The sequence below is a fragment of the Alteribacillus sp. YIM 98480 genome (assembly GCF_009765375.1).
GTDB lineage: Bacteria > Bacillota > Bacilli > Bacillales > Marinococcaceae > Alteribacillus.
The window spans coordinates 105,367-124,467 of sequence record NZ_VTOK01000014.1 but is presented as its reverse complement, the minus strand read 5'-3'; the positions used below and the strand labels follow the sequence as shown (position 1 = coordinate 124,467).

The 19,101-nt window shown below is 40.2% G+C and carries 20 protein-coding genes and 1 pseudogene; 18 read left to right on the top strand and 3 right to left on the bottom strand.

Annotation, left to right across the window (positions count from 1 at the left end; genetic code table 11):
• Window positions 1–133: 133 nt before the first annotated feature.
• The 6 genes from katX to FZF09_RS17400 all read left to right on the top strand — a co-directional run bounded on the left by katX (window position 134) and on the right by FZF09_RS17400 (window position 4,144).
• Window positions 134–1,732 (top strand): catalase KatX, encoded by a 1,599-nt coding sequence (katX, locus tag FZF09_RS17420; protein ID WP_158737866.1) that lies wholly within the window; start codon window positions 134–136, stop codon window positions 1,730–1,732.
• 109 nt (window positions 1,733–1,841) lie between these two features.
• Entirely contained in the window at window positions 1,842–2,057 is a 216-nt protein-coding gene (locus FZF09_RS17415) for a YozQ family protein (RefSeq protein WP_158737865.1), read from the top strand.
• 17 nt (window positions 2,058–2,074) lie between these two features.
• On the top strand, window positions 2,075–2,341 hold the full coding sequence (locus FZF09_RS17410; RefSeq protein ID WP_158737864.1) for an alpha/beta-type small acid-soluble spore protein: 267 nt from the start codon (window positions 2,075–2,077) through the stop codon (window positions 2,339–2,341).
• Between the two features lie 496 nt (window positions 2,342–2,837).
• The gene (locus tag FZF09_RS17405; RefSeq protein WP_158737863.1) at window positions 2,838–3,077 is read left to right on the top strand and encodes a hypothetical protein; all 240 of its coding nucleotides are present in this window, start codon (window positions 2,838–2,840) and stop codon (window positions 3,075–3,077) included.
• 149 nt (window positions 3,078–3,226) lie between these two features.
• A complete protein-coding gene (locus FZF09_RS22670) occupies window positions 3,227–3,382 on the top strand; it encodes a hypothetical protein (RefSeq protein WP_199256817.1) in 156 nt (51 codons plus the stop codon).
• Between the two features lie 618 nt (window positions 3,383–4,000).
• Complete coding sequence (locus tag FZF09_RS17400) at window positions 4,001–4,144, top strand: hypothetical protein (protein WP_158737862.1); 144 nt, start codon at window positions 4,001–4,003, stop codon at window positions 4,142–4,144.
• On the opposite strand, the gene FZF09_RS17395 is transcribed toward FZF09_RS17400, so the two are convergent.
• Window positions 4,129–4,374, bottom strand: a complete 246-nt coding sequence (locus FZF09_RS17395) for a hypothetical protein (protein ID WP_158737861.1) — start codon at window positions 4,372–4,374, stop codon at window positions 4,129–4,131. The two genes, FZF09_RS17400 and FZF09_RS17395, sit on opposite strands and share 16 nt — an antisense overlap.
• 281 nt (window positions 4,375–4,655) lie before the next feature.
• On the opposite strand from FZF09_RS17395, the gene FZF09_RS17390 reads away from it, so the two are divergent.
• The 6 genes from FZF09_RS17390 to FZF09_RS17365 all read left to right on the top strand — a co-directional run bounded on the left by FZF09_RS17390 (window position 4,656) and on the right by FZF09_RS17365 (window position 10,275).
• Window positions 4,656–5,165, top strand: a complete 510-nt coding sequence (locus tag FZF09_RS17390) for a hypothetical protein (protein ID WP_158737860.1) — start codon at window positions 4,656–4,658, stop codon at window positions 5,163–5,165.
• On the top strand, window positions 5,158–6,219 hold the full coding sequence (locus FZF09_RS17385; protein ID WP_233269537.1) for an alpha/beta fold hydrolase: 1,062 nt from the start codon (window positions 5,158–5,160) through the stop codon (window positions 6,217–6,219). The genes FZF09_RS17390 and FZF09_RS17385 overlap by 8 nt, the downstream gene beginning before the upstream one ends.
• A gap of 206 nt (window positions 6,220–6,425) precedes the next feature.
• Window positions 6,426–9,416 (top strand): formate dehydrogenase subunit alpha, encoded by a 2,991-nt coding sequence (fdhF, locus tag FZF09_RS17380; protein WP_158737859.1) that lies wholly within the window; start codon window positions 6,426–6,428, stop codon window positions 9,414–9,416.
• Entirely contained in the window at window positions 9,391–9,882 is a 492-nt protein-coding gene (locus FZF09_RS17375; RefSeq protein WP_158737858.1) for a helical membrane plugin domain-containing protein, read from the top strand. Before fdhF ends, FZF09_RS17375 begins: the two co-directional genes overlap by 26 nt.
• A 19-nt stretch (window positions 9,883–9,901) precedes the next feature.
• A complete protein-coding gene (locus FZF09_RS17370; protein WP_158737857.1) occupies window positions 9,902–10,138 on the top strand; it encodes a heavy-metal-associated domain-containing protein in 237 nt (78 codons plus the stop codon).
• Window positions 10,138–10,275 (top strand): hypothetical protein, encoded by a 138-nt coding sequence (locus FZF09_RS17365; protein WP_158737856.1) that lies wholly within the window; start codon window positions 10,138–10,140, stop codon window positions 10,273–10,275. Before FZF09_RS17370 ends, FZF09_RS17365 begins: the two co-directional genes overlap by 1 nt.
• Window positions 10,276–10,366: 91 nt before the next feature.
• Here the strand turns inward: FZF09_RS17365 and FZF09_RS17360 are convergent, their stop codons facing one another.
• The gene (locus tag FZF09_RS17360) at window positions 10,367–11,623 is read right to left on the bottom strand and encodes an L-lactate MFS transporter (protein WP_158737855.1); all 1,257 of its coding nucleotides are present in this window, start codon (window positions 11,621–11,623) and stop codon (window positions 10,367–10,369) included.
• 174 nt (window positions 11,624–11,797) lie between these two features.
• Here FZF09_RS17360 and bcbE point away from each other — a divergent pair, with 174 nt between their 5' ends.
• The 5 genes and pseudogenes from bcbE (at window position 11,798) to FZF09_RS17335 (ending at window position 16,766) form a co-directional block, all read left to right on the top strand.
• The gene (gene bcbE / locus FZF09_RS17355) at window positions 11,798–13,024 is read left to right on the top strand and encodes a bacillibactin exporter BcbE (protein WP_158737854.1); all 1,227 of its coding nucleotides are present in this window, start codon (window positions 11,798–11,800) and stop codon (window positions 13,022–13,024) included.
• 112 nt (window positions 13,025–13,136) lie between these two features.
• Window positions 13,137–14,091: pseudogene (locus FZF09_RS17350) on the top strand (ABC transporter permease).
• Window positions 14,081–15,031, top strand: coding sequence for an iron chelate uptake ABC transporter family permease subunit (locus tag FZF09_RS17345; RefSeq protein ID WP_158737853.1), 951 nt, complete (start codon window positions 14,081–14,083; stop codon window positions 15,029–15,031). The pseudogene FZF09_RS17350 and the gene FZF09_RS17345 overlap by 11 nt, the downstream one beginning before the upstream one ends.
• Complete coding sequence (locus FZF09_RS17340) at window positions 15,025–15,780, top strand: iron ABC transporter ATP-binding protein (protein WP_158737852.1); 756 nt, start codon at window positions 15,025–15,027, stop codon at window positions 15,778–15,780. Before FZF09_RS17345 ends, FZF09_RS17340 begins: the two co-directional genes overlap by 7 nt.
• Before the next feature lie 23 nt (window positions 15,781–15,803).
• Window positions 15,804–16,766 (top strand): siderophore ABC transporter substrate-binding protein, encoded by a 963-nt coding sequence (locus tag FZF09_RS17335; protein ID WP_158737851.1) that lies wholly within the window; start codon window positions 15,804–15,806, stop codon window positions 16,764–16,766.
• A 69-nt stretch (window positions 16,767–16,835) separates the two neighbouring features.
• Here FZF09_RS17335 and ilvD read toward each other — a convergent pair whose 3' ends face one another.
• The gene (ilvD, locus tag FZF09_RS17330; RefSeq protein ID WP_158737850.1) at window positions 16,836–18,533 is read right to left on the bottom strand and encodes a dihydroxy-acid dehydratase; all 1,698 of its coding nucleotides are present in this window, start codon (window positions 18,531–18,533) and stop codon (window positions 16,836–16,838) included.
• 236 nt (window positions 18,534–18,769) lie between these two features.
• Between ilvD and FZF09_RS17325 the strand changes: the two genes are divergently transcribed.
• A complete protein-coding gene (locus FZF09_RS17325) occupies window positions 18,770–19,087 on the top strand; it encodes a hypothetical protein (protein ID WP_158737849.1) in 318 nt (105 codons plus the stop codon).
• The last annotated feature ends 14 nt before the right edge of the window (window positions 19,088–19,101 follow it).

The following is a 19,101-nucleotide window of genomic DNA, read 5'->3' as shown; positions in this document are numbered from 1 at the left end:
GCTGGTATTTGAAAAAATTTCCACAAAATAACCGCAACATTCCTAGTTCGTAGCATGTAACCAGAAATATTTGTGAGATTTACATATATTAATTTTTATTGGAAAAAATGGATAGAGGAAGGGGGCAAAAATAATGGATGAACAAAAAAATGAAAAAAGTTTACACAAGTACGACCAAAAAGAAGAAACGTTAACGAACCAGCAGGGACATCCAGTGACGGACAATCAAAATACACGAACAGTAGGAAACCGCGGCCCCACGACATTGGAAAACTATGATTTTCTTGAAAAAATCAGTCATTTTGACCGGGAAAAAGTACCAGAACGTATCGTGCACGCTCGTGGAGCAGGAGCGCACGGTTATTTTGAAGCGTATGGAACTTTTGGAGATGAACCGATCTCCAAATATACGAGAGCCAAACTGTTTCAAGAAAAAGGAAAGCAAACGCCGGTGTTTGTTCGCTTTTCTACAGTGAATCACGGAAAACATTCTCCCGAAACATTGCGCGATCCAAGAGGATTTGCGGTGAAGTTTTACACAGAAGACGGCAACTGGGATTTAGTAGGAAACAATTTAAAAATATTTTTTATCCGTGACCCTATTAAATTTCCTGATTTCGTGCATGCTTTTCAGCCAGACCCGGTGACAAACATACAAGACGGCGAGCGTATTTTTGATTTTATTTCACAATCTCCAGAAGCGATGCACATGATTACTTTTTTATTTTCCCCGTGGGGTATTCCAGCTAACTATCGCGAAATGCAAGGTTCCGGGGTGAACACATATAAATGGGTCAATGTAGAAGGAGAATCGGTTCTTGTGAAATATCATTGGGAACCGAAACAGGGCATAAAAAATTTAACTCAGAAAGAAGCAGAAGAAATACAGGGTAAAAACTTTAATCATGCCACCCAGGATTTATTTGAAGCGATTGAACGAGGCGATTATCCGGAGTGGGAGCTCTATGTTCAAGTGATGAGTGACGAGGAACATCCCGAGCTTACCTTTGATCCGTTAGATCCAACCAAACTTTGGTACAAAGAAGATTTCCCATGGCATCCTGTTGGAAAAATGGTGTTAAATAAAAACCCGGATGATTTTCATGCTGAAGTAGAACAAGCTGCATTTGGTACCGGTGTCCTTGTTGACGGTCTTGACTTTTCGGATGATAAACTGCTGCAAGGCCGGACATTTTCCTATTCGGATACCCAAAGATACCGGGTGGGCAGTAACTATTTACAGCTCCCCATTAATAAACCGAAGCATAAGCCTGCAACCAACCAGCATGGTGGACAAATGGATTTTAGAACCGATTATGGAGAGCATGACAATCCGCATGTAAATTACGAACCTTCGTTGATTGCCGGACTGAAAGAAGCTGAGAATCCGGGCAAAGAACACGAACCTTATGTGGAAGGGCATTTAAAACGGGAACCGATTGACCGTACAAATAACTTTGAGCAGGCAGGCGAAACATATCGGCGTTTAAGTGAGTGGGAAAGAGAAGAGTTAATATCCAACTTGGTCAATACGTTAAAACCTTGTCGGGAAGATATTCAAGATCAAATGGTGGAATTATTTTACAAGTGTGATGAAAATTATGGAAAGCGTGTAGAAGAAGGGTTGAAGCAAAAGGATGAAATGGGCAGCAAAGGACCAATTGGAACGGAGGATTCAGCTGAAGCAGTAAGACAAGCGGAAGAAATCGCCCATCCATCTGATCCTTATTAAATGAAAAAGCGGCCTCGCAAAAAGAGGGCCGCTTTTCGTATGAGAAAAAAGAATAAAAAAAGTGCAGGATTCACATATTAATCGTAAATGAGGAAGAGGAGTTTTTGCTATGGACAATAATCAGCAGCGTTCGAAAATAGATGCAGATAAAACCTATCATCCGTCAGATTATACTAGCACTGACCAATCATCAAAGGGATTGGCATCAACCCACGAACAAGTATCCGATACGTACACGGAAGGCACGATTGATGGTTCAATTGATGAAGTAGATGAAAATGGCAATTTAGTCTCACATGAAGGAAGAAAAATAAAACGAAAATAAGAGAGAAGGAATGTTAGATGGGGAGAAGAAACAAAATACTCGTCCCTGAATCGAGAAAACAATTAGATCAGCTAAAAGCAAAAGTCTCTAATATCAATAATGCCGAGAATGCAAAGTTTGAAACAGCTGAGGAACAGGGCGTCACCTTAAATAATGGCTACAATGGGGAAATAAAAGCAAAAGATGCCGGGAAAATTGGCGGCAATATCGGCGGGAAAATGGTGAGAGAATTAGTGAAAATGGCCGAACAGCAATTAAATGAAAAAAGGGAATCGTCCGAGTGACGGTTTCTTTTTTTCGAAAGGTAAGAAATTATAAATAGTTGGGTTTTTGATGTCTAGCTTCAGCGCCCAGCTGCTCAGGCGCACACGATAAAGAGGAACTTTTGCTAAAACCGCGAACGTCCTGTCGCAACGCAAAAGACAACACCTCCTGTGCAAGCCAGTTCAGCGTTGTCACGGGACGTACTTCCACACGATGTGGTGACTTCTACGTTGCACACTCGTCGCCAAAAACGCCACGTCCTTTGGCATTGGCGAGTATTTGGCGATGATTAGCGAGTAAATGATCGTCCCCGGATAGTATTTTGCTGTAAACGGCGAGTAAATCAGGAAAGCCGGCTAGTATTGGAAATAAAAAGGAAATTCTTATCCCCCAATTGTGATGATAGGAGGCTGCTCCTAATCTATAGCCGCCCTGCTTTTTTGCGTTTCTTAAGGTTTTGTAGAAAAGACTTTTGGGAATGATCATTACAAACATTGCATAAAGGGAGGAGATACGATGTCTAAACCAGGGCTGAATACGTTAAAACCGGGAACGCAGTACAAGGCAAAAGATCTCGATAGTTACGTTACCACCACAGACGCTGTACTCCTATCCACAAATGATAACCAACTATTTACCGATCCAGAGCGTCATTATTTAGTGACGCATGAATTCAAAGGATTTTTTGAACATTCCTCCGAAGACGGAGAAAAATATTTCAGGGAAAAGAAAGCTTATGTCGTAGAGAAAGCATAAAAAACCAGCAAAAAGAGTGCCAAAACCGGCGCTCTTTTTTTGCATAATTGGAGCCAATCTTAAATAGTGAGAAAGACACTTTTTTTCCTTTAGGAAGGAATAAATAAGTATATTTACGTGTACCTTAAAGCTTAAAAGGAGGAAGTTATATGCCACAGAATGAAAAATTTGAAGATTATTCAGCAGCTGATTTAGAGCCAGGACAATTAGAGCGGCTAAGATCCCTAGAAAACGAACTACGAGAAACGACAAACCAAGATATCATTCTCATTGCATATGAAGAAAATGAAGCAGAGACATCTTAAAATTGATTATCAAAAGAGCTTGGACGCCCCAAGCTCTTTCATTAGTTAACATTCTCAAGGTACAAAGGTTCACCATACATAAGAAAGAAATCAGCACGTCTATCACTAAACTTTTTTTATAAAGGTAAGAAACTATAAATAGTTGGCGTTTTTGATGTCTAGCTTCAGCCGCCCAGCCGCTCAGGCACACACGATAAAGAGGAACTTTTGCTAAAACCACGAACGTCCTGTCGCAACGCAAAAGTCAACACCTCCTGTGCAAGCCAGTTCAGCGTTGTCACAGGACGTCCTTCCACACGATGTGGTGACTTCTACGTTGCACACTCGTCGCCAAAAACGCCACGTCCTGTGGCATTGGCGACATTAGCACATCCTATGCGTCGACGTGTGCGATCTTAGTAGAAGTTCATTAAAATGAGCTGAACGTCTTATGTCTTCCCTTTCGAATCCGGGCCGCAGGCGACCCTGCGCGAAAGCTCCAGAACCTGTCGCGGGCTCCCAGGATGGGAGTCAGTTCGGCGTTGTCACAGGACGTGACGCTCGTAGCCGAACTTCCTTCTTTTAAGGCGCTTGCGCTTTTCTTAAGAGGTAAGAAATGATAAATAGTTGGCGTTTTACATGTCTAGCGCAAGCGCCTACTCGCTCGAGGTTCCTTCGGTTCGTCAATGGAAAGCAAAGATCAGCTTTCCATATGCCGACCCTCCAGGACTTGTCGCTCGTGAGCAAGGCGCTTGCGCTTTTCTTAGTTACCAGGGTCTGTAAGGAAGATTATTGTTTTCATAAATCTTTTTAAATATTCGAAAATGATAAATGAAATCATCAAATAATACCTTATCGGTGTTATCGAAAACATACCAGTCTAAAAAGGATTCCAATACTTCGATATCAACGTTGTCAAATTCCCCTGACACTTTGATCGGATAACGAAGCTTTTGGAATAAATCTGAATAGCCAAAGAGATCAAACGTATACTCCAGTTGCTGTTCTGTCATTTCATCCCTCCTTAGCCCCAGTTCTTACTTTAAAAGGAGCCGGCATTTTCCTTTACTTGGCAGCAAGCCGAGTAATTTCTAAGGATGCTTGTATGCTACTCATAGAATCATTTAATAGAAACGGCTGTTACACATCAGTCTGCTAGAAAACGGGCAAAAATATACTCCCGTTCCTGTATAAAAGGGGCGAGGGCAAATCTATTAATTTATGCACAAAATAGTAAAAGCTTGTTTATACTATAGCGAAAGTTGATATTTTCAACTTCGAAAGGTGGGATACTATGTCCGACTCCTATAAAGACTTAAAGAAACTAGCTTTTGCTCTCGAAAAAAATATAAATGATACGATCAAGAAAGAATTAAATAACGAAAACATCGCAAAAGCCGCAGGTATCGCAGCAAAAACACATGCGCGTTTTTTGCGTTCTCTTCAAGAATACAGTGAAATATTATCTGCACCATTAAATATCCCAACGAAAAAAGATGTTAGTAATATAGCTAAACTCATTATTCAATTGGAAGATAAAATCGATAATATGGAAGAAGAGCTTATCGACGTGAAAGAGTTATTGCAGAATAAACAGTCTCCCGACGTGTCTTTACAAGATACAAGCCATAATTCAAAAAAAAAGCAGGACAATTCACAGCAAAAAGAAAACAAGGGAAAAGATAATTCAGAGAAAAAAAGACATGAGTTGAAAAAACTCATGGCTCTAAACTATCTTTTAACTTCTTCCGCATTTTTAGAAACGGAACCACATCAGAGAAAGAAGGGCGAGAGGAATGGTTAAGAAAAATAAAAACACCCTCCGCTCTATAAATTGGGAAAAAGAAAAAAAACGCTGGGAAGGTATGAAACATGTATTCACTGAACCTGCACCCGAAGTAGGGTTAACCCCGCGAAAAGCAATATGGAAGAAAAATAAAGCAGCGTTATGGTACTATGAAGCGCCTGAAAAGAAATACAACGTACCGCTGTTTTTAGTTTATTCCTTAGTAAACCAACCGTTTATTCTTGATTTAGCTCCTGGTATGAGTATGATAGAAGCCTTTATAAATGAAGGATTTGATGTATATTTGCTGGATTTCGGCATTCCAGGCTATGAAGATAAAGATATAACCATTGATGATTATGTCTATGACTATATACAAAAAGCAGTTAAAAAATCATTACGCCACTCTGGTGCAGATGAAGTCACTGTTATTGGATACTGTTTAGGCGGAACGCTGGCAGCGATGTATGCTGCTATAGCTGAAGAACCAATTAAAAACCTCATTCTTTCTGTGGCACCCATTGATTTTAGCAGCCCTCCTGTTTATGACGAATGGGTAAAACAATTACGGCATGGAACAATAGAGTACGAAAAAATTTTGGACATGTATGGAACTATTCCTGCACGCTTTATCGAAGCAGGTATGCGCATTGCATCATATCCAATCTATTTCAGTCACTATGCCTCCCTTTTACAACGTGCAGATGATAAAGAGTATGTAGAAAAATGGAGACGTTTTAACCTTTGGACGAAAAACCATATTCCTTTTTCAGGGGCAGCCTTAAAACAATTAATAACGGATCTTGGAAAAGATAACAAACTTATGAATGGGAATTTAATGTTGCGGCAAAAACAAGCAAATCTCTCCAATATTACCGCCAATCTATTAGTAGTCTCGACTACTTTCGATACGTTAGTGCCTAGTCAAATGAGTGCGTCAGTCATTGATGCCGTCTCTAGTGCAGACAAAACATTTAAGATGGTGGACGGGGGACATGCAACGTTGGCGGCCAATGGAGAATTACCGGACTTTCTTGCTGAGTGGCTGCCGCAGCGCTCCGAGCCAATTTAAGAAAAAACAAAGCCTGGGATAACCTTCTCAGGCTTCTTTTAACTTGGCCTCCAAATCCAAATGGGTGCACATTAGCTCTTTCCTGAGCAAATATATAAGGAAATTAGTTCCGTGTTATTTTTCGCCTGCGAATAAAGTTTTTCTTATATAAAGATCGTTTTCTGTAAATAACTATACATAAAGTCAAAATATTGCAGGTGGTATGGATGGAAAAAAAGAAAGTTACCTTTCAGTTCAATAATGAGGAGATAGAAACAAATCCCGGCCGCACTATTTTTGAAGCTTGCCGAGATAAAGATATTTTTATGCCTGGTATTTGTTCTTCTCAGCCTGATCTTGGGGTGGGAGTAATAAAAACATGTGACACCTGTTATGTGGAAGTGAACGGCGAGCTGCAGAGGTCTTGTACAACCGAAGTCAAACCGGGAATGACAGTGAATTCAGAATCGGAAAAAGCAAAAGCCGCTCAGCTTGAAGGAATGTCGCAAATTCTTAAAAACCATGAGCTTTACTGTACGGTTTGTGATAATAATAACGGAAATTGTGAAGTTCACAATACGGCAGAGTACTTACAGGTAGACCACCAAAAATATGAATTCACTCCTAAACCATATCCTCCTGATAATTCCCATCCGAATTATCGATACGAACCGGATCAGTGCATATTATGCGGGCTTTGTGTAGAAGCTTGCCAGGATCTTCAAGTAAGTGAAGTACTGAGTATCGATTGGGAACGAAAAGAACCACGGGTGATCTGGGATAATGATGTCCCCATTGATGAATCCTCGTGTGTGTCTTGCGGTCATTGCGTAACGGTTTGTCCATGTAATGCGTTAATGGAGAAATCAATGCTTGGAGAAGCTGGCTATATGACGAACATTCCTAAAAACGTCTTAGAGCCGATGATCGACCTGACAAAAGAAGTGGAACCTGGTTATCAAGGTATATTTACCATATCCAACGTCGAAGCATCTATGCGTGAAGACAGAATAGATCGAACGAAAACGGTCTGTACGTATTGCGGCGTTGGCTGCAGTTTTGAGGTGTGGACAAAAGATAGAGACATATTAAAAATTCAGCCGCAGCCAGACGCACCGGCAAATGGCATCTCTACTTGCGTCAAAGGAAAGTTCGGCTGGGATTTCGTTAATAGCGATGAAAGACTTACCACTCCGCTGATTCGAAAAAATGATGCATTTGTAGAAGCGACTTGGGATGAAGCTCTTTCCTTGATTGCAGAAAAGTTTCAAACCATAAAACGACACCACGGAGCAGATGCCCTTGGTTTCGTTGCATCATCCAAGTGTTCCAATGAAGAAAACTATTTGTTTCAAAAACTGGCCCGCTCTGTTTTTCAAACTAATAATGTAGATAACTGTTCTAGATATTGTCAAACACCAGCTTCAGCAGGACTTATGCGAACCGTAGGCATAGGAGGAGACTCTGGGACAATAAAAGATATAGCAAACGCAGGTCTAGTGATTGTAGTCGGAGCAAATCCTTCAGAATCTCATCCCGTTCTTGCAACAAGGATAAAACGAGCGAACAAGTTACATGAACAAAAATTGGTCGTAGCAGATTTAAGAAAAAATGAATTAGCCGAACGAGCTGATTATCATATTCATCCAAAGCCCGGTACAGATCTTGTATGGATTTCGGCGGTTACAAAATATATATTTGACCAAGGCTGGGATGACAGCGAATTTTTAAAGAATCGTGTAAACAATGTAGAAGAATATAAACAATCGCTAGAAAAATATACGATGGAGTATGCGGAGGAAATTACCGGGCTTTCCAAAGACAATATGATTGCAATTGCTGAAATGATTCACGAATCTAAAGGCACATGTATTCTATGGGCTATGGGAGTAACCCAGCATATAGGCGGCACCGATACTAGTACAGCCATTGCCAATTTACTTTTAGTAACCGGTAATTTTGGTAAAGAAGGAGCCGGAGCTTATCCGCTTCGGGGCCATAACAACGTGCAGGGAGCAAGCGATTTTGGCACGATGCCAAACTTTTTCCCAGGATATGAACCAGTGGAAGATGATGAGGTCCGCAAACGCTATGAACAAGCCTGGCAAACCAAAATTCCAAAAGAACCAGGATTGAACAATCACCAAGTAGTCGAAGCAATTGATGATAAAAAAGTAAAAGCAATGTATTTATTCGGAGAAGAAATGGCATTAGTTGATTCTAATATCAATTATGTTCATGGAGCATTTGAAAAGCTGGAATTCTTCGTTGTACAAGATATCTTTTTCTCCAAAACAGCTCAATTTGCCGATGTAGTGCTGCCGGCAGCTCCGAGTCTTGAAAAAGAAGGAACATTTACAAATACCGAAAGACGCATCCAGCGTTTTTATAAAGTATTTGAACCGCTTGGAAACAGCAAGCCGGACTGGGAAATTTTTCAGGATATTGCTAACAAGTGCGGAGCGGATTGGCATTATGACAGCCCAGCAGAAATTATGGATGAAGCAGCAAAACTGGCTCCAGCTTTTGCAGGGGTTAGTTATAAACGTTTGGAGAATTGGGAAAGCCAGCTTTGGCCGGTAAATAAAAACGGTGAGGATACACCGCTTTTGTATAAAGATTCTTTTGGGTTTCCTGATGGAAAGGCCCGCTTGTTCCCAGTAGAGTGGAGCGAACCATTTGAAGCAGGGACAGAATACGATTTACACCTTAATAACGGCAGACTGCTTGAACAGTTCCACGAAGGCAATATGACGAATAAATCAGAAGGCATAACACACAAAGCTCCAAACCCTTGGCTTGAAGTATCTCATGAACTAGCTGAAGAAAGAAAGATAAAAACAGGGGCACTCGTTCGTTTGACTTCGCCTTATGGAAAGGTAAAAGTAAGAGTGCTGATTACAGATAGAGTAAAAGGGAAGGAACTGTATCTTCCGATGAATACGATAGAAGAAATACAGGCCGTTAATAAGCTGACGAGCAGTTATCATGATAAAGATACACACACACCAAACTACAAAGAAATGCAAGTAAAAATGGACGTTTTAGAAGCTGACGGACAATCACCGCTTCCGTCTGTAAATTTCCGGTTTGGAAACCCGCAGCCTCATATCGGAGTAGAGGTGGATAAAAAGTGGAAAAGAGATGATTTTACTTCTGTACCAGAGGTTGTTGAGAGGGAGGACATCATAGATGGCGAAAGCAATCACGCAAATTAACATTCAAGAAAAAACAGCCGAAGAAAAGCAGCAGCAAATTCAAAAAGATTTGTTAAAACAAATTACAGATAACCATGAATCGATTCAAACAACATTGGAAATTGTCGAAGAGCTGCAGCAAGCAGGAATGCTCGATATGGCAAAAGGTTTACTTAGAATGAGAGAAAAAATCGGGTCGATCAGCATAGATAAAATTAATCAGCCGAGCATGCATCATCTCATTAAAAATGGCTTCCATGCGATTGAATTTATAGGAAGAGTAGAACCTGAAGAATTAGAAAAAATGATGAACGGCGTTATACACGGAATGGAACGAATGGCAAAAGAAACAGAAAAAGACGAGGAAACGAGCATGTGGAAAATGTTTAAAACGATGCGGGATCCTCACGTAATGACGGCCCTTTCTTATTTAACAGCTTTTCTAAACGGCATGGGGGAAGAAATGGGTAAGAAAAAGCCTCATTAAACAAAGGACGGTGATGATAATGATAACACGTACCATTTCCATTAACGGTATGACGCAAGAAGATAAAGAACGAATCAACGAAGTGCTGCTTGATGTATGGGGAATACGAGATGTTAGTGTGCACCCGGAAAAAGGCGAAGCAGTAGTTTCCTTTGATGAAAAAGCAGCTTCTTTTATAGATTTTGAACAAGCTGTTCGTGACAGCGGCTATGATGTAGCAGTTCCAGATTCTAAAACAGAAATGGAGGAATCATAATGGCGAAAGTATGTGAGATATGCGGACATATTGAAGCAGGCAGCGACGATCAGAACGAAGAAAAATCATATGAACTGCTTGGCATATGTGAGAGCTGCTTAGAGGATCGCTCTGGTTTTTCGGGAATAAAGGAATAAATAAGAAGAAGCCGTACCTAAAAAATAGGAAGCGGCTTCTTGTGTTTTTCGCAGCTGTAATCTGGTACACGCTTGAGCAGCTCATGCCTAGTTACTGGGGGGACAATTCAGGTTCAGCTTGTTCGGTTTTCCCTTCTCTCACCTTGGAAATATTGCGTTTCATAAGAATAGCCAGCACCAGAGCTGTTATTAAAAATCCGACAAATACAAAAAATGTAGTAGTGTAGCTTGCTGTATATTCATATACAGTAGAAACGATCATCGGTCCGACTACACCCGCGATCGACCACGATGTCAGTAAATAACCGTGTATGGCTCCTAATTGTTTTGTACCAAACAAATCTCCGATAAAAGCAGGTAAACAAGCAAATCCTCCTCCGTAACAAGAAACAATGAGGAAAAGAAGGATAGAGAACAATATGACATTCGTAATAAAAGGAAGTAAAAAGAAAGCAGCTACTTGAAAGATAAAAAATATGAGATACGTATTGGCACGGCCCATATAATCAGAAGCAGACGCCCACGCGATCCTTCCGGCCCCGTTAAATAATCCCATTATCCCGACAATCGTAGCAGCTGTTGCTGCTGTCGCTCCTGTAATTTCCTGTGACATAGGAGAAGCAACAGATAACAACATAATACCCGCAGAAATATTGATGAACATCATTCCCCATAAAAGCCAGAAACGCAATGTTTTCACCGCTTCATTCGCTTTCAGGGAAGATAAATCTCCTTCTTTTTCTTCTTCTTCCACTTCTGCCCCATTGGGTTTCCACCCTTCTGGAGGTTTAGCAATATAAAGTCCGCCAAAAAGCATAAGCAAAAAATAACAAATGCCTAAAATATAAAAAGTCATCGGAATCGATATGTTGCTCATTAATCCATTTGCGACTGGACTTGTAATAAGAGCGCCAGCGCCAAATCCCATCACAGCCATTCCAGTAGCGAGCCCTCTTCGGTCCGGAAACCATTTTACAAGCGTAGAAACAGGGGCGATGTACCCAAAACCAAGACCAAAACCGCCGACTACGCCAAAGAACGCAAGAAACATTATATAATTTTCCATTTGAACGCCAAACCCGGCTCCAACGGTTCCGATTCCGAATAAAATGGCCGCAATAATAGCAGAAATGCGCGGACCTCTTCTTTCGACAAACTTTCCAAAAAAAGCAGCAGAAAGACCGAGAATAAATATGGCAACTGTAAAGGCCAGCGACACATCTGTCTTTTCCCAGCCCAGCGCCTCATTTAAAGGGTTTTGATAAACACTGTATGCATAAATAGAACCGATAGATAAATGAATGGCAACAGCAGAAAGAGCAATCAACCATCTGTTTTTATTCGTCATAAAACCACTCCCTTCGTTTTTTACATATTCTTATTATGAACGTAAATAGAAAAATCATTATATCGTTTAACTCGTTACGAAATGTAAAAAAATTGAAGGATAATAAAGAAGAAGAAGACGAACACTACCTTTACATTTTGAGTTAAAACATTAGCGAGTAATCGGAGGAGCGAAATGGAAAAAAAGAGATGGGATTTATTCGCATTAGCATCAATTCCATTAATGATGACATTAGGAAATTCAATGTTGATCCCAGTACTGCCAATAATTGAAAAAGAAATTAACATCACACCTTTTCAATCAAGTTTGATCATATCTATTTATTCATTAATAGCTATCGTTCTTATTCCCGTTTCAGGGTATATATCCGACAGAATTGGAAGAAAAAAAGTGATCATACCAAGCCTTATCATTGTTGGAATGGGCGGGGCTGTGTCGGCCTACGCAGCATGGCAGATGGAAAATCCATATACCGTTATTATGATCGGACGGTTTTTACAAGGAGTGGGAGCTGCCGGAGCTTTTCCAGTGGTACTTCCGACTGTAGGCGATATGTTTAAAGAAGAAGAACAAGTGAGTCAGGGATTGGGCATTATTGAAACAGCTAATACGCTTGGAAAAGTGCTAAGTCCCATTTTAGGTGCATTGCTGGCGGTCGTGATTTGGTACATGCCTTTTATAGCGATTCCGATATTGTCTTTTATAGCAGTTCTTTTAGTATTTTTTTTAGTGAAAACACCAAAAAAAGAAAAAGAAGAGGAGAGCACAAATCCATCCTTTCATGAATTTGTACAAGGGGTTAAAGACACGTTTCACCATAACGGCCGCTGGTTGTTCGCGGTGTTTTTTATCGGGTGTATTTTAATGTTAGTGTTGTTTGGCATTTTGTTTCATTTTTCCTCATTACTTGAAGAAAAATATAGCATTGAAGGGTATGTAAAAGGCTTAGTCTTAGCCATTCCGTTGTTATTTTTATGTATTGCATCCTTTTCGAGCGGAAAAATGATAGGAGAAGATAAAATTCGTATGAAATGGTTTATTTTAGGAGGAAATGCAACAGCGGCGGTGTCCTTGTTTTTTGTGAGGGAAGAATTGGGCTTATTTATGTTTACACTGCTTTTGACTATTGCCGGTATAGGAATAGGGTTATCACTGCCTTGCTTGGATGCCTTAATTACAGAAGGGATCAAAAAAGAAGAACGGGGTTCGATTACGTCTTTTTACAGCAGTATGCGTTTTGTAGGTGTTGCTGCTGGTCCTCCTATTGTTGCGGTATTGATGAAACATGGTCCTGGTTTCATTTATTATATTTTGGCAGGAATCAGCGTGGCGGCTGTTTTACTTACCTTTGCAGCGATTCGGCCATCTTCGGAAGAAAAAAAAGAACCTGCTGTTACATGAGACTAATAAGAAATAATTGACAAATGAAATAGAAGTACTAGAATGAGAATTGTTATCAATGAAAATGATAATTAATTTCATTATTACCTGCGCAGGTTGAGAAAGGTAAATTATGAGAAAAAGGTATCTTTTAGCAGCACTCCTTGTTTTATCTTTCGCATCACTGTTTATTGGAGTGCAGCACGTATCACCAATCGATCTGTTTAAACTGACAGAAGAGCAGGATCATATATTATGGGCAAGCAGAATTCCCCGTCTTGTCAGCATATTAATAGCCGGGATGAGCATGAGTATCTGCGGTATGATTATGCAGCAGTTAAGCCGTAATAAATTCGTATCTCCTACGACGGCAGGAACATTGGATGCAGCAAGACTTGGTATTCTTGTCTCCTTAATGGTCTTTACCAGCGCGTCGCCGCTGCAAAAAGCTGCCATCTCTTTTGTCTTTGCTTTACTCGGAACGCTGGTTTTTATGAAAATTTTAGAAAAAATTAAATTTAAAGATACAATCTTTATACCGCTTGTCGGCCTCATGTTTGGGAAATATCATCAGTTCCATCACGACATTTTTTGCTTATAAAAATGATTTGATTCAAAATATGTCCTCTTGGCTGCATGGTGATTTTTCTATGATTGTAGAAGGACAGTATGAACTCATTTACATAAGTCTGCCTGCATTGATTTTAGCTTATTTATTCGCTGACAAATTTACAGTAGCAGGTATGGGGGAAGAATTTTCCGTTAATCTCGGGCTCAATTACAGACAGGTTGTCAACTTAGGGTTAATGGTCGTGGCATTGGTTACTTCCGTTGTGGTTCTGACGGTAGGAATGATTCCATTTCTAGGTCTGATTATTCCTAACATTGTGACGATTTTTCGAGGAGACAACCTGAAAAAAAGCCTGGGACATACAGCGCTTCTCGGGGCTGTGTTTGTGTTATTTTGTGATATTTTAGGAAGAATTATCATTTACCCGTATGAGATATCAATTGGCCTGACTGTCGGTGTGATAGGAAGCGGTATTTTTATTTATTTGTTGTTGAGGAGAAAATCCTATGAGTCTTAAGGCTAAATTAACGGTTCTAGCTATTGTTGCAGCCCTTTTCGTTTGCTTTTTTATGTTCCAGGGGATAGGCAGCAATTGGGATTACGTTCTGCCAAGCAGAGGCAAAAAAGTATTAGCGATGGTTGTAACAGGTGCATCGATAGCTATTGCGACGATCATTTTTCAGACGCTTACAAATAACCGCATTTTAACACCAAGCATCATCGGTTTAGATTCTTTATATATGTTGATTCAAACCGTAATTATCTTTGTACTCGGCTCTCAATCGTTGACGATGATAGATAAAAATATAAACTTTTTACTTACTGTAACGATTATGATGGGTTTTGCGTTCTTGTTGTATCAATTTCTTTTCCGAGGAGAAGGCCGTAATATTTATTTTCTTTTGTTAATTGGATTAATATTTGGAACGTTTTTTGAGAGTTTATCTTCCTTTATGCAAGTATTGATTGATCCTAATGAATTTCAAATCGTACAAGATCAAATGTTTGCCAGCTTTAACAACATTCATACAGAACTTCTTGTATTATCGATTGCAGGATTTGGAGTGACGCTTTGGTATTTGAAGCCATTTGCAAAGTATCTTGATGTTCTATCACTTGGAAAAGAACACGCTGTTAGTTTGGGGGTTTCTTATGATTATGTGGTGAATAGACTGCTTTTAATAGTGGTTGTTCTTATTTCCATTTCAACCGCTCTTGTTGGCCCGATCACTTTTCTTGGATTGCTTGTAGCCAATGTTGGTCATGAGTTTTTAAAAACATACCGGCACAAATCTTTAATAACAGGAACAATCTTAATAAGTGTCATAGCATTAGTAGGCGGTCAGGTCATTGTGGAAAGGCTTTTTACTTTTACAACGACGCTTAGTGTCATTATTAACTTTATTGGCGGAGTCTACTTTCTGTATCTTTTATTAAAGGAGAATAAAACATGGTAAAAGTAAAAAACATTTTCAAGCAGTATGCGGAAAAAAGTGTGGTGGAAAATGTCTCTGTTTCCATTGAAAAAGGGAAAATTACTACATTTATTGGTCCGAACGGAGCGGGAAAAAGTACGCTTTTATCCATGGTCAGTCGTTTGATTTCAAAAGACAGCGGAGAAGTGCTCATAGACAATCAAGAAGTAGCACAGACACCAAGCAAAGAACTGGCCAAAAAAATCTCTATTCTTAAACAGTCTAATTATTTGAATATACGCCTTACGGTAAAAGATTTGGTTAGTTTTGGCCGTTTTCCGTATTCTCAAGGAAAGTTAACAGACGAAGATTGGGACTTTATTAACGAAGCTATTTCATACATGGAGCTTGAGAAGATGGAAGATGCTTTTTTAGATCAGCTGAGCGGCGGCCAAAGACAGCGGGCGTTTATCGCTATGGTGATTGCTCAAAATACAGAATATATTCTTTTAGATGAGCCGTTGAACAATCTTGATATGCGGCATTCCGTGCAGATTATGAAAGTGCTCCGCCAGCTTGTCGATGATCTTGGAAAAACAGTAATACTGGTTGTTCATGATATTAATTTCGCGTCTTGTTATTCCGATTACATTGTAGCTATGAAACATGGAAAAGTGGTCAAAGAGGGAAGGACAGATGAAATTATTAATAGAGACGTCTTAAAAGATATTTATGACATGGATATGACCATTCAGCAAATCAATCAAAGAAAAATTTGTGTGTACTTTTAATTAATATAAGGAGGAGAACAGATATGAAGAAAAAGCTTGGTGTATTATTGTTATGGGCTCTTTTACTCGGTGTAATGGCAGCGTGCGGTGAAGGAGAAGCAGAGGAAGAAGCAGCAGGCGATGCAAAGGCGGAGGCTGATCAATCGGAAGAACTAACAGTAGAACATGAACTAGGGGAAACAACCGTTGAAAAAAATCCTGAAGACGTAGTTGTGTTTGATTTTGGATCACTTGATACGTTAGATCAATTAGGAGTAGAAGTTAGCGGGGTGCCGCAAGCCAATATTCCTTCATACTTAGAAAAATACGAAAGCTCCGATTATGAAAATGCAGGGGGATTAAAAGAACCCGATTTTGAAAAAATTGCAGAAATGGACCCTGGTCTTATAGTTATTTCCGGCCGCCAATCTGATGCTTATGAGGAGTTAAGTAAAATTGCACCTACGATATATTTAGCGGTAGACACGGAAAATTATATTTCTTCCTTTGAAGCAAACGTTCAAACGTTAGCTGAAATTTTCGATAAAGAAGAAGAAGCAGAAGAAGAGCTGTCTGCAGTAAAAGAAGACATTGAACAATTACAAGAAAAGGCATCTGCATTAGAAGAAGAAGCCTTGATTGTATTAGCCAATGACGGAAAAGTGAGTGCCTATGGAGCTGGTTCCCGCTTTGGAATTCTTCATGATGAGTTTGGGTTTGCCGAAGCGGATCAAAATATAGAAGCCTCTACGCATGGACAAAGTATTTCTTTTGAATATATTGCAGAAGAAAATCCTGATTACTTATTTGTCGTGGACCGCGGGGCAGCAGTAGGAGGAGAGTCATCCGCACAACAAGTTATCGAAAATGAGATCGTCAAACAATCAAAAGCATATGAAAATGATAACATCTTTTATCTTGATCCAAACTACTGGTACCTATCAGGCGGGGGATTAGCGTCCGTTTCGGAAATGGCAAAAGAAGCAGAAGAAGCCATCTCTCCATAGTGATAAACAAAAAGCAGCTTAGCGTGTGTTTAACGCTTAAGCTGCTTTTATTCATTAGGAAATCCTCTGTTAATCTAAATTATGATCTGTCACCGCTCCACGAGCACTTGAAGCGACTAATTTAGCATATTTTGCAAGGGATCCTGTTTTGTATCTAGGTTCAGGAGCTTTCCATTCACGCGCACGTTTATCAAGCTCTTCATCCGATACTTCAAAATTAATTTCCTGCGTATCGCTGTCGATCGTAACTTTGTCTCCGGTTGCAAGCAATCCGATTGGGCCGCCGGCAGCAGCTTCAGGCGCTACGTGGCCGATAACAAAGCCGTGAGAACCGCCGGAGAAACGCCCGTCTGTAATAAGAGCGACTTTGCCGCCAAGCCCTTTTCCGACAATCATAGCTGTAACGGAAAGCATTTCAGGCATACCTGGTCCGCCTTTTGGACCGACATTGCGGATAACGAGAACGTCGCCTTCTTTGATTTCATTGTTTGTAATCGCTTCTGTTGCAGTGGCTTCACTGTCGTACACTTTAGCTGTTCCTTCAAACCTGCTGATTTTTTGACCGGACATTTTTGCTACAGCACCCTCTGGGGCAAGGTTTCCTTTTAATACAACTAGAGGCCCGTTAGGTTTGATTGGATTGCTGAGCGGATAAATAATGTCTTGTCCTTCTTTAAGGCTAGGTGCTTCTTTTAGGTTTTCTGCCAGTGTTTTACCGGTAACTGTGAGGCAGTCTCCGTGAAGAAGTCCTTCTTCAAGCAATAATTTCATTACAGCCGGCACACCGCCTGCCAAGTAAAGGTCTTGCATGACGTATTTTCCGCTTGGCTTTAAATCAGCAATATGAGGAACGTTTTTACGAATTCTTTCAAAGTCGTCATAACTCAAATCTACGTCTGCCGAATGAGCAATAGCAAGAAGATGTAAAAAGGCGTTTGTCGAGCCGCCGAGGGCCATCACAACGGTAATAGCGTTTTCGAACGCCTCTTTTGTCATAATATCCCGAGGGTAAATTTCTTTTTCAAGCAATTCTGTTACTAAAGCTCCTGCTTCTTTTGCTTCTATTTCTTTATAATCATAAACTGCCGGAGTAGAAGAGGAACCAGGAATACTCATACCCATTGCTTCTACAGCAGCTGCCATCGTATTGGCTGTGTACATACCTCCGCATGCACCTGCTCCCGGACACGCATTGCACTCTACTTGATGCAGTTCTTCATCATTAATAATGCCTTGCTGGTGCTGGCCAACTGCTTCAAAAGAAGAAACAATATCAATATCGTTTCCATTTAACTTGCCTGGCTGAATTGTACCACCGTAAATATAAACGGACGGCAGGTTCATTCGGCCGATTGCCATCAGACATGCAGGAGTTGTTTTATCACATCCGCCTATCGCTACATAACCATCCAGGCGTTCTGCTCCTACAACTGTTTCAATCGAATCTGCAATAATTTCACGGCTCGGAAGGGAATAGCTCATTCCTTCGTGTCCCATTGCAATTCCATCAGAAACAGTGATCGTGTTAAAAATAAGAGGAGCCCCGCCATTTTCTGCTGCTCCGGTTTTTGCTTGGCGTGCGAGCTTGTCAATATGTATGTTACATGGAGTCACTTCACTCCAGGTACTAGCCACACCAACCATTGGTTTTTTAAAGTCTTCGTCTTCAAAGCCAACAGCCCGAAGCATGGAACGGTTTGGAACGCGATTGACACCTTCACTTATTACTTTGCTTCGTATACGCAAATCTTTTTTGCTTTTTTCCATTGTCTTCCTTCCTCTCTCCGATTAATTGCTTTGTAAAAATTCTGTGTATGTTCAGAAAAATAGTGTAACGTCTACTATGTATAATAATACTAGGATAATCTCTTTCAATCAAATATGGAAAATTGGAAAACATTATCCGTCTTCAGACGGATCGAAAATCCTCCCAGATTATGGTGCGTTACAAAATCTCCTGCCTTAAAATAAAGATTAACAGATAGAAAACAGGAGGAGTATTCATGCTTGATAAGAAGCGGAATAAAATAGTGGCAGGGGCAGTGGTACTGCTGGCCATATTTATATTATTAGAAGACCGTGTTTTTTCTATTCTTACCCTTTGTTTAGCGGGAACAAGTTTTTATGCCGGAGCAAAGCTTCTTAAAAAAGAACAATCGAAAATGATGATAGGAACTGGATTAGGTTTTATTCTAGCAGGATCATTTATGCTGACAGGGGGCCTGCCCGCTTTTATAGCAATAACTTGTTTTATCATCGTGTTCTATGTAGTTAGGAATTATTTGAAACGAAAAAAAGCTGATTCGACGGTGATAAGTTGATAATATGAAATGAA